The 11171-nt window shown below is 58.2% G+C and carries 10 protein-coding genes; 5 read left to right on the plus strand and 5 right to left on the minus strand.

Annotated elements, in window-relative coordinates; translation table 11 throughout:
- Window positions 1-300: a hypothetical protein gene (locus AACH55_RS22000; protein WP_338716779.1), complete on the minus strand. Its 300-nt coding sequence runs from the start codon at window positions 298-300 to the stop codon at window positions 1-3.
- Window positions 301-1014: 714 nt separating this feature from the next.
- Here AACH55_RS22000 and AACH55_RS22005 point away from each other — a divergent pair.
- Window positions 1015-1794: a hypothetical protein gene (locus tag AACH55_RS22005; RefSeq protein ID WP_338716780.1), complete on the plus strand. Its 780-nt coding sequence runs from the start codon at window positions 1015-1017 to the stop codon at window positions 1792-1794.
- Here AACH55_RS22005 and AACH55_RS22010 read toward each other — a convergent pair.
- Window positions 1766-3000, minus strand: a protein-coding gene (locus tag AACH55_RS22010) for an IS3 family transposase (protein ID WP_338715475.1) whose coding sequence is annotated in 2 segments (ribosomal slippage) — window positions 1766-2640 and window positions 2640-3000 — 1236 coding nt in all. Because the reading frame shifts where the segments join, the coding sequence is not laid out codon by codon here. The genes AACH55_RS22005 and AACH55_RS22010 overlap by 29 nt on opposite strands.
- A gap of 84 nt (window positions 3001-3084) precedes the next feature.
- On the opposite strand from AACH55_RS22010, the gene AACH55_RS22015 reads away from it, so the two are divergent.
- Together AACH55_RS22015 and AACH55_RS22020 are read left to right on the plus strand one after the other, a co-directional pair.
- Window positions 3085-3816 (plus strand): phosphatidylserine/phosphatidylglycerophosphate/cardiolipin synthase family protein, encoded by a 732-nt coding sequence (locus tag AACH55_RS22015; protein ID WP_338716781.1) that lies wholly within the window; start codon window positions 3085-3087, stop codon window positions 3814-3816.
- 473 nt (window positions 3817-4289) lie between these two features.
- On the plus strand, window positions 4290-5135 hold the full coding sequence (locus AACH55_RS22020) for an alpha/beta hydrolase (RefSeq protein WP_338716782.1): 846 nt from the start codon (window positions 4290-4292) through the stop codon (window positions 5133-5135).
- 102 nt (window positions 5136-5237) lie between these two features.
- On the opposite strand, the gene mqo is transcribed toward AACH55_RS22020, so the two are convergent.
- Complete coding sequence (mqo, locus tag AACH55_RS22025; protein ID WP_338716783.1) at window positions 5238-6881, minus strand: malate dehydrogenase (quinone); 1644 nt, start codon at window positions 6879-6881, stop codon at window positions 5238-5240.
- Between the two features lie 499 nt (window positions 6882-7380).
- Between mqo and cheD the strand changes: the two genes are divergently transcribed.
- Both cheD and AACH55_RS22035 read left to right on the plus strand, forming a co-directional pair.
- Window positions 7381-7992 (plus strand): chemoreceptor glutamine deamidase CheD, encoded by a 612-nt coding sequence (gene cheD / locus AACH55_RS22030; protein ID WP_338716784.1) that lies wholly within the window; start codon window positions 7381-7383, stop codon window positions 7990-7992.
- A gap of 320 nt (window positions 7993-8312) precedes the next feature.
- The gene (locus tag AACH55_RS22035) at window positions 8313-8795 is read left to right on the plus strand and encodes an addiction module antidote protein (protein WP_338716785.1); all 483 of its coding nucleotides are present in this window, start codon (window positions 8313-8315) and stop codon (window positions 8793-8795) included.
- A gap of 91 nt (window positions 8796-8886) precedes the next feature.
- Here the strand turns inward: AACH55_RS22035 and otnI are convergent, their stop codons facing one another.
- Together otnI and AACH55_RS22045 are read right to left on the minus strand one after the other, a co-directional pair.
- Window positions 8887-9690, minus strand: a complete 804-nt coding sequence (gene otnI / locus AACH55_RS22040; RefSeq protein WP_338716786.1) for a 2-oxo-tetronate isomerase — start codon at window positions 9688-9690, stop codon at window positions 8887-8889.
- Window positions 9691-9817: 127 nt separating this feature from the next.
- On the minus strand, window positions 9818-11131 hold the full coding sequence (locus AACH55_RS22045; RefSeq protein WP_338716787.1) for an MFS transporter: 1314 nt from the start codon (window positions 11129-11131) through the stop codon (window positions 9818-9820).
- Window positions 11132-11171: the final 40 nt, after the last annotated feature.

Below are 11171 nucleotides of genomic sequence, written 5' to 3' on the forward strand. Positions count from 1 at the left end.
TCAGGTGCGGATCAAACGCCCGTTCTTGTACTGGAAAATCGTATGCAGGATATAGCCATCGTAGTCCATGATCCGCGCCACCAGTTGGCGCATGGTCTTGCAGAAGAATTGACGGCCATCCGGGCGTGTCCAGATGAAGGCCGCGCCCTTCCGCATCAGATTGCGGACATACAGCGTCAGTCGCAGTTGCTTCCACGGCGGGACAAAGTTGGAAGGAGCTAGCGCCTTGCGTGTGCGCTTGAAACGCGCAAAGTACGGTTGATACGGGAAATGCAGCAGGGGCAGTTCTGGTTGTTCCATGATCGCGCCTTCGAGGTGGTGTTAAAGCTGACCGGGTTCCTAGATTCGGAGCCCTCCGTAAGACCGGCGGTTTCGGTCGTTTCGACTCCACCGCCTGCCGCCGTTTTCCTGAGTTCTTCGCCCGATGATCGAATAGACGGCGCATAAGGCTTTTGCCGCAAGGGGGAAGGTTTGTAAAAGCAACAAGAGTTGATTCCCGTTGCAGATAGCACCGGGAAGCAAAAAGGGACTATCGTCGTTAGTATCTTGGACGAGCCCTTTTCGGTTCAAAATGAGGAGCACATCAAGGTGGCTACCTCCATTGAAATAAGGCTCGTTGAGCAGGATTTGCTTCCTCGCCGTAGTGAAATGTGATTCACTGCAACATACTCACTTGCTTTTGACTTTAAGCAGTATGCGTTTTCAAAAATAAACAAAATGCCCCGATGAAAATTCGGGGCATCGCGCTTCTTGAAAGTCAGGTGAGGATTTCAGCGCCAACAAGTAGGCATTCTCAATCGCTCCGATTTGGAACTTGCTGACGCGAGTTGCTACACAAGCATATAAATTTCTGCTCTCTCACAGAGGCTTATTATGCGTATCGGCAACAGCTCTCCCCCCCAAACTTCGATAGAGACCTTAGATCTCCCAAGCGAGCAATCAGACTCGCCGCCTCGCGTTCAATCGCAAGATTCCACGAAACCCGCTCGCTTGAAAAGTGAAAATGTCGTTTCGATGCTCAAGAAATTCTCCTCGTGCTGGCCATCTGAAAAGGCATTGGCAGGAACTTCATCTGGGGGTGTCCTAGAAAGTGGTCAAAGTACATCGGTCACTTCCTTTTCTCTACAGCGTATTAGTGAGCTAGAGTCTTCCATATTGAGCAAGGCGCTCTTCTACGCTCAAAATGGCACCGTTCCCAAGTCGTTGATGGTTACCGAAAATAAAAAGATCGAGAGTATAGATCTAACTGGAGACGAGATTTTCGCCAGCCAAGCTAAGCTCGCTAGCTCTGCGAGAGAAGAAGTCCTCATTCAGACGTTTGCTTGGGAGCCAAGTTCGCCGGGAGCGAAAGCAATACTAGATGGTTTGCTTGAGGCTATCGATGCTCGGCACAGAATATCCGCATCCGAACCGACTGCGCAGAAGAAACTACGTGTCTGTATTCTTATTAACGAAGGAACTGGATTTGCGGAAAAGTTCATGAAGATGACCTCCGCGAATAAGAAGCGTGGCCCCAGCAAACGTTGGGCGTCTACGCCTGATGCGATTGTAGGAAACTACAAGTCATCTTTAGACCACAAGTATTCCAAGCTTATAGAAGCCGCTGATTTTCAAGTACGCGTTCATCAACATAGCTCTTCAAACTCATTACATGCCAAGAGTGTTGTTGTGGACGGTAGGAAATCTGCCGTGACAGGTGCGAATGTTCAGTCCCGAAATCATGGTGATTGTAGTTGCCCCCGCAATTCAGGACACTCAGACATCGTTAAGTTACTGATGCTGCAGCCCGTCTGAACTCGCGAGGCGAGCGGTATTTCAGGGCCTTGTGCGGATGGCGCTCATTGTATTGCTCGAAGGCAGAGGCCAGATGCGTGAGCGCCGTAGGCACATCGGGCTTGTCCATGAAGGCGATGTAATCATGCTTCATCGTTTTTACGAACCGCTCCGCCATGCCGTTACTCTGTGGCGAGCGCACGGGCGTGGTCAAGGGCTCCAATCCCAGCTCGCGAGCGAAGCTGCGTGTGCGATGGTCGATGTAGGCCGAGCCGTTGTCGCTGAGCCATTCAATCACCTGTGGAGTCTGCGTGCTTCCAAACCTCTGCTCCACGGCGGCCAGCATCACGTCGCGCACGACATCCCCGCTATGCCCACCGGTAGTGGCCGCCCAGCTGATGGCTTCACGGTCACAACAATCCAGTGCAAACGTCACTCTCAATGCAGCCCCGTCATCACAACGGAATTCGAAGCCGTCCGAACACCAGCGCGCATTACTTTGCTTGACCGCTACGCGACCATCGTGGCGTCGATTGTCGCGTCTCACACCAGGTCGGCGCAGCAGCAACGCGTGCTCTCGCATGACGCGATAGACCCGCTTATGGTTCACGCACGCTTGCCCCAGAGATTCCCGGCTACGTCGCAGCAAAGCCCAGATGCGGCGATAGCCATAGCTCGGCAAGCTCGCGACATACAGCTCAATCTCTTCGAGCAAGCCGCTGTCGCCGACTTTGCGAGCACTACGGCCATCTCGCCATTCCGGGCTCCGGGCTCGTTTTACTGCCACTGCAGAGCGCGCCACACCGAGAACGTCACAGACCACTTTCATTGGTCGTCCTCCGGCAGCAAGGGCGAGCGCGCAATCAGGTTTTTTGACCGGCCCCATTCGACGGCCTCGCGCAGAATCTCGTTCTCCATGGTCTTCTTGCCCAACAGCCGCTGCAGTTCTTTGATTTCCTTGATGGCCGCGGCCAGCTCCGAGGCCGGGACTACCGTCTCGCCAGCCTTGACGGCGGTCAGACTGCCTTCCTGGTACTGCTTGCGCCAACCAAACACCTGGTTCGCGTTCACCCCGTGTCGCCTGGCAACGGCTGATACGGAAGCTCCAGGAGCCAAGGTCTCCTGGACGATGGCTATTTTTTCTTGGGGCGTGCGTCTTCTGCGACGCTCCGGCTCGGTCAGAATCTCGATGTGCTCCACGGTTTGCCTAGTCGTAAAACTGGTCATAAGACTATCCTCTATTTTAAGAGAGTCTTCGTGTCCTGAGATTCAAGGGGCTATTCCAGTGATAGCCCTGCTTATGATTTTGGAGTGACCTTTTCTGGACCCGTTTCTATTAGTCTAAGAGAGGATTTCGTTACGAACTGGAATGCAAGCGTCAATCCCGATCAAGAAACCTCTGCATTGGAGTCCCTTGCTGCTCCTGTCGATTTTCCTGCGACATCTTCAGACGCTGGCTTCAAGATGGCAGTTGTTACTAGGCGGCCTAATTGGAATTTGCTAAATGCGGGGAATGACACGCCTCAAAATCAGGCATTTCTTGCCGCAATTAATAACGCTCAGCAGTCCATACAGATAATGACTCCAAATTTGAATACACCTTCGGTAATTTCAGCGCTGGCTAAGGCGCTGAAACGAGGCGTTTCGGTTCAAATAGTGATTTCGAAAGGCTTTAATGATGAGAGGGTTGGAAACATCATTGCCGGTGGCACTAACGATGAGGCCATAGCTAATCTACGTAAGCGTAGTGGCAATCCAGAGAATTTAGACGTACGTTACTTCCGCAACCCGAAACTCCCTGACGAAGCTCCTACACCAGAGGGCAACGTGGCCAACATGGGGGCTAATCATGCGAAGTACTTGTGCGTCGATGGTGTGATGAACATTATTGGTTCTGCGAATATGGACAAGACTAGCTGGCATTTTTCTGGCGAAACCAATGTTGCAATCTTCGGACAGGAATCGGCGATAGCGCTCGACCGCGCTGTTTTTTCACCTGCTTGGTCGATATCCGAAAGGGCTACTGCTGCTGATGTGGCTTGAATTTTGAAAAATATTTTCTTACTCGCGACATGTGCATTTTTGTGTTTTAACCGCTCTGCTATATGCCACCAGAGTACTTACCAAAAAAGCCCCGAGTAAAATTCGGGGCTTTACGTTTCTGGAAACGTCAGGTGAAGACTAGTGGGCATATCTGTAATTCAGGGTATTTTTACGGCGTTGCCGATAGGAAATAGAGTATCGGAGTGAAAATCCTTGTGTCGGTGGTTCGATTCCGCCCCGGGCCACCAAGTTATAGAAAACGCCAACCTTCGGGTTGGCGTTTTTCGTTTCTGCGCCACATTCCTGGTTCCGGTGCCATGACCCGGTGAAACCAGCGCACCTCAAGCAGCACATCTGCTGTCATCATTTTCCAAAGCCCGAATCAACGCTGCCATCACGTCAGCTGATAACTGAGCCAGCCGCCAACCAGCGTGACGCTTGCGAGCCGATTTGACTCAAGCGACAATCGCGCGATGCGCTCCTCTCTCCTTCACCGACTCCTTCCCGCCGTCCTGGCCAGCCTCACCCTCCTCACAGGCTGCGCCAGCAACCTGGTAAAACGCGCCGACACCCTGGCCGCCCCCTCCGGCCTGCAACGCGAAGAAGTGCGCGGCGGTCCCTTCGTGCTGACGGCCTACGTCCACGCCAGGCCCAAGGCCCCGCTGCTGCGCATCTATCTGGAAGGCGACGGCCGTGCCTGGATCACGCGGACCCAGCTCTCGCCCGATCCCACACCGCACATGGCCATGGGCCTGCGCCTGGCCGCCAGCGACGGCGGCGACGTGGTGTACCTGGCACGGCCCTGCCAGTTCACACCGATGGAACGCAATCCGGCCTGCCAGCCAGCGTACTGGAGCGGCCTGCGCTATTCGCCCGAAGTGGTCAGCGCCATGAATGAAGCCATCAACCGCTACATCGCACGGCTGCAGCCCGCGCGTCTGGAGCTGGTGGGGTATTCGGGGGGAGGCACCATCGCCGTTCTGCTGGCGGCGCAGCGCAAGGATGTGAGCGCTATCCGCACCGTGGCCGGCAATCTGGATCACGTGGCCGTCAATGACTGGCATCAGGTCTCGCAGATGCCCGGCTCGCTCAATGCCATCGACTTCGCGCCACAGGTGGCACGCATCCCGCAACTGCATGTGAGCGGTGCCGAGGATGCCGTGATCATCCCTGCCGTCACACGCAGCTTCGTCGCCCGCACGGGCCGCTGTGCCGCCCTGATGATCGTGCCGGGCATGGCCCATGAGAGCGACTGGGACCGCAGCTGGCCGGCCCTGCTGAAGCTGCCGCTGCCTTGCACGGCCAGCAGCGCCTCATGAAAAATGGGTAGCCGGTACGAACCGGGCTACCCATTTTTCAGTTTCCTGATTTTTCTAACAGAATTTCATATCCCGGTCGCCTGAAAAACAGGCAACCCGCCATCAGAGCGCCATATCGGCCGATGCATTGGCCTTGGGCTTGTCCATGCTGCCAGCGCCGTGGCCAGCGGCCTTGGGAGCGATCACCGGGGGCGGCATCAGTTGCAGCACTTCGGCGGTATAGGCCCATTCCTTGGCAACCTGGTCCGGATGGTCGTTGAGCTTGATGCCGTAGCTGGGCACGATCTGGCGCACCTTCTGCTGCCATTCGGGGGTGGCCAGCTTGTCCTTGAAGACCTTCTGCAACACCGTCAGCATGATGGGCGCGGCCGTCGAAGCGCCCGGCGAAGCGCCGAGCAGGCCGGCGATGCTGCCATCGGCCGAGGCCACGATCTCGGTGCCCAGTTTCAGGACACCACCCTTGGCCTCGTCGCGCTTGATGATCTGCACGCGCTGGCCGGCTTGCCACAGGCGCCAGTCTTCCTTCTTCGCATTGGGGAAATATTCCTTCAGCGCCGCAAAGCGCTGGTCGTCGGACAGCATCAGCTGGCCGGCCAGGTATTCCACCAGCGGGTATTCATCGATACCGACACGGGCCATCGGCCAGGCGTTGTGGGTGGTGGTGGCCGAGAACAGGTCCCACAGCGAGCCCTGCTTCAGGAACTTGGTCGAGAAAGTGGCGAAGGGGCCAAACAGGATCACGCGCTTGCCATCGAGCACACGGGTATCCAGATGCGGCACCGACATCGGCGGTGCGCCCACGGAGGCCTTGCCATAGGCCTTGGCCAGGTGGCGCTGGGCGACGTCCGGGTTGTCGGTGATGAGGAAGGAGCCGCCCACCGGGAAGGCTGCGTAATCACGCGCCTCGGGGATGCCAGACTTCTGCAGCAGCTTCAGTGCACCGCCACCGGCGCCGATGAAGACGAACCTGGCATCGGTCTCGGTGGTGCTGCCATCCTTGAGGTTCTTGTAGGTGATGCGCCAGGTGCCATCGGCATTGCGGGTGATCTCGCGCACTTCGCTGGACAGCTTCAGCGCGAAGTTCGGACGACTCTGCAGATAGGCGGCGAACTGGCGCGTGATCTCGCCGAAGTTGACGTCGGTGCCCAGCGGGCTCCAGGTGGCGGCCAGCTTCTGGTTGGGGTCGCGCCCTTCCATCATCAGCGGTACCCACTTCCTAATCTGCTCGTGGTCTTCCGAATACTGCATGCCGGCAAACAGCGGGCTGGCCTGCAGGGCTTCGTAGCGCTTCTTCAGGTAGGCCACGTTGTCATCGCCCCAGATGAAGCTCATGTGCGGGGTCGAGTTGATGAAGGAGCGCGGGTTCTTCAGCACGCCGTTCTTGACCTGCCAGGACCAGAACTGGCGCGAGATCTGGAAGGCTTCGTTGATCTCGATGGCCTTGGCGATCTGGATCTTGCCGTCCTTGTCTTCGGGGGTGTAGTTCAGTTCGGCCAGGGCCGAATGGCCGGTACCGGCGTTATTCCAGCCGTTGGAGCTTTCCTCGGCCACGCCGTCGAGGCGCTCGACCATTTCCATCGTCCAGCCCGGTTCCAGCTCATTGAGCCAGACCGCCAGGGTGGTGCTCATGATGCCGCCGCCGACCAGCAGCACGTCGACCTTCTTGACGTCAGCCGCCTGCGATGCCGGCGTGGTGACCAGCGCGACTACGAGTCCCAGCAAAGCCAGGAGGGATTTTTTCAACATTGTCTAATCCGTTTGTGATGAGAGAGGGCTGCCTCCCCTGCGCCAGGGCGGGGAGTCGGACAACCGGCGCATGGCGCAAGACCCTGCGCCCGCCGTGGAGGGCAGGAATGGATGGATGCGTCATGGGCGTCGCAAGCGCGTGCAACGCCAGCCGGGCATGGCCGCGCGGGGCCACGGCACACGGGCCAGAGCTTGCCGGGCCGTGCCTGCCGGGTTCAACTGCCTGTCCGATGCCTGTCTCCGGCATTTGGGGAATGCCTGTACAAATCGTCTCCGTCAGAGCGGACCGGGATGGGGTCATGTTGAGGGGGCGAAGCGTATCACGGCATGGGAGTGAAGAGGGATTGCGGATATCCCTCATTAACGCGGGGCCGCAAGCCTGTTCTAGGGCCTCGGGAAATCCCCGATATCGGCCGGACCGTGCCTGCCTGACAATGCAAGAACCAATAACACTCACCATCCCTCATCGGGATGGGCACAACAGCCATCAGGGGCCCGTATGCAGACCGTCATCAACAAGCCGGAAAATTTTGCTTCCTATCTGTACCACGACCGGGCCTTCAACTGCGATACCGCCAAGATCCTGCCGGGAGAGTACTTCTACACGGGCCAGGACATGATGATCGTCACCGTGCTGGGTTCGTGCGTCTCGGCCTGCCTGCGTGACCGCGTGACCGGCGTGGGCGGAATGAACCACTTCATGCTGCCCGATGGCGGCGGCGAAGCCGACAGCCCGGTCTCGGCCTCGATGCGCTATGGCACCTATGCGATGGAAGTGCTGATCAACGACGTCATCAAGGCCGGTGCCCGGCGCGAGAACCTGGAATGCAAGGTCTTCGGCGGCGGTGCGGTTTTGCGCGGCATGAACGCCATGAACGTAGGCGAACGCAATGCCGCCTTCGTCAAGAATTACCTCTCGGCCGAGAAGATCCGCGTGGTGGCCGAAGACCTCAACGACATCTGGCCGCGCAAGGTGCATTTCTTCCCGCGCACGGGCAAGGTGCTGGTCAAGAAGATCAAGGAGGCCGGCGCCGATCTGGCCAGCCGCGAGCGTGAATATGCGTCCAGGCTGCAGGCCAAGCCGGTGGGTGGGGAAATCGATTTGTTCTGACCTTTCAGGATGCCTTCAACGCCATTCATCTTCCGCACATGAGTCATTCCATCGCATACAGGAGGGCTCGTCAATTCACGATATTGAACGCAATAAAAGAAAGTGATTCGGGTCCATTGTATCCAAATGGATACAATCCTGAGCGATATCGCATACAATGCTTCCATCGCTCCCCATGTACATCATCAAGGAAACAGGCAAGTTCCAGTCGTGGCTGACCCACCTGAAGGATCCGCAGGCGCGGGACATCGTCGCTGCGAGGGAGTTGTGGCATCAATTGAAGAAATCATGACATTGACCGGGATCACAAGGGAATCACCATGGCCAGCCGAAAACTCAGCAACAAGGATCTGCACATTTCTACCTTTGATCCTGCCAACTATCTCGACAGCAAAGAAAACATGGCCGCCTATCTCCAGACTGCGCTGGAAGAAAACGATCCTGACTTCCTGATGGCCGCGCTCAATGACGTCATCCGCGCGCAGGGTATCGCGGAGGTGGCCGGCAAGGCAGGCTTGGGCCGTGAAAGCCTCTACAAGACCCTCAAGCCGGGTGCGGAGCCCAGGCTGGGCACCGTCCTTCGCTTACTCGGTGCACTCGACCTGCGCTTGAGCATTGCCGCACCTCAAGGGGTGCGCAAACCCAAACGATCCGGCACCGTAAAGACATCATCCGCCCAGTCTCCTGCAACGAAGAAACCGGCACCACGACGCGCCGCCATCACCAAGATGACACCGGTGAAAAAGTCCGGCACGACGCGTACCACCAAGAGCGGAAAACAAGGCAACCCGATCTGCGCTTGAGTCCTTCCCAATCAAAGAAAATGCCGTCCGGCTCAACACCGGACGGCATTCTCACATCTCACGCAGCTCCGGTTCCGGAGCCGTCAAGCCTTCACTTCTTCAGCGTGGTCAGGCCTTGCTCAGCCAGTGCCTGCAACCATCCCAATCCCGCCGAGGTCGCACCGGCCGGGTTGTATTCGCAACCGATCCATCCCTGGTAACCCAGGGTATCGATCAGCTTCAACAGATACGGATAGTTCAGCTCGCCCACATCCGGCTCGTGGCGCTCAGGCACACCGGCGATCTGGATGTGGCCGATGCCGGGCATGTCGCGCTTCAACTTCACGGCGACGTCGCCTTCGACGATCTGGCAGTGGTAGCAATCGAATTGCACCTTCAGATTGGGCGCGCCCACTTCGGCGCAGATGGCTTGCGCATCGTCCTGACGATTGAGGAAGAAGCCGGGAATATTGCGCGTGTTGATCGGCTCGATCACCACGGTCAGACCGGCCGATTCAGCCTGGTGTGCCGCATAGGACAGGTTGTCCAGATACACCGCACGATGACGCGCGCGATCCTGCTCGGGCTTGATCAGGCCGGCCATCACGTGCAGGGTCTTGTTGCCGATGACGGAGGCGTACTTCAGCGCAGTCTCGATGCTGCGCTTGAATTCGTCTTCGCGGCCGGGCAGCGAGGCGATGCCGCGCTCGCCGGCGGCCCAGTCGCCGGGGGGCGCGTTGAACAGCGCCTGGGTCAGGCCGTTGGCCTCCAGGCGCGACTTGATTTCTTCAGGCTGGTAGTCGTACGGGAACAGGAACTCGACGCCGGAGAAGCCATCCTTGGCGGCGGCGGCGAAGCGGTCCAGGAAATCGTGTTCCACGTACATCATGCTCAGGTTGGCAGCGAAACGCAGCATCGGGTTCTCCTTGATAACGAGGGGGCCAGTGTAGCGCGATCAACGCAAAGATCGGCGCCATCACCGGCAGTGCAGAAAACGTCAAAGCCCGCAGGCACAGCCATGCGGGCTTCGACGAGAGCTTGGCTTACTTGTTGACCAGGCCCGGCTTGGTGGCCAGGGTGGCGATGGAACCGACCACCAACATCACCGCCAGCATGTACATGCCGGTCGCGTTGTTGTGGGTCAGGTCCTTCAGGTAACCGATCAGGTAGGGGCTGACGAAACCGGCCAGGTTGCCCACCGAGTTGATGGCGGCAATACCGACGGCCGCCGCAGCGCCCGACAGGAAGGCGGTCGGCAGCGACCAGAACAGCGGTGCGCAGGTCAGCACACCGGCTGCGGCCAGCGACAGCGAAGCGATCGAGACGGCGGTGTTGTCGGCAAACAGGGCCGCACCGACGAAGCCCACGCCACCCATCAGGGCCGGGATCACCAGGTGCCAGCGACGCTCACGCATGCGGTCGGCGCTGCGGCCGATCAGGTTCATGGCGATGATGGCGCAGCCGAACGGAATGGCCGACAGCAGGCCGATTTCCAGATTGCCCTTCACGCCGGTGGCCTTGACCAGGGTCGGCATCCACAACGTCAGACCGTATTGGCCCATCACGAAGGAGAAGTAGATCAGGCACATCAGCCAGACACGCGCATCCTTGATGATGGCACCGAAGCCGTGCTTGCTTTCCTTGCCCTTGGCGTCGCCGTCGATGTCGGCCTGCAGGCTGGCCTTTTCTTCATCGGAGAGCCACTTGGCGCTCTTGACGTCGTTGTCCAGATACAGGATGGTGGCCAGGCCGATCAGCACGGCCGGAATGGCTTCGATCAGGAACATCCACTGCCAGCCTTCCAGTCCACCATTTTGATGGAAGGCATCCATGATCCAGCCCGACAGCGGGTTGCCCAGGATGCCGGCTACCGGAATGCCGGACATGAAGACCGCGATCACCTTGGCACGGCGGTGCGAAGGGAACCAGTAGGTCAGGTAGAGGATGATGCCGGGATAGAAACCGGCTTCGGCCAGGCCCAGCAGGAAGCGCAGGACGTAGAACTGGGTGGCGTTCTGCACGAACATGAAGGCCGCCGACAGGATGCCCCAGGTGATCATGATGCGGGCGATCCAGATGCGCGCGCCGACCTTGTGCATCAGGATGTTGCTGGGCACTTCGAAGAGGAAGTAGCCGATGAAGAACAGACCTGCACCCAGACCGAAGACGGTCTCGGAAAAGCCCAGGTCCTGCGACATCTGCAGCTTGGCGAAGCCGACGTTGACGCGATCCAGATACGCGATCACGTAGCACAGCATCAGGAACGGCATGATGCGCCAGAAGACTTTCTTGTACAGCCCGTCCTTGGATTTGTCATTGACGTCGAGGCCGACGCCGGTAGTGCTTGCGGTGGTCATGATGTTACATCTCCCTAAGAGTGTCGCGGCTGCTCGCACG

The sequence above is a fragment of the Herbaspirillum sp. DW155 genome (assembly GCF_037076565.1).
Classification (GTDB): Bacteria; Pseudomonadota; Gammaproteobacteria; order Burkholderiales; family Burkholderiaceae_D; genus Herbaspirillum.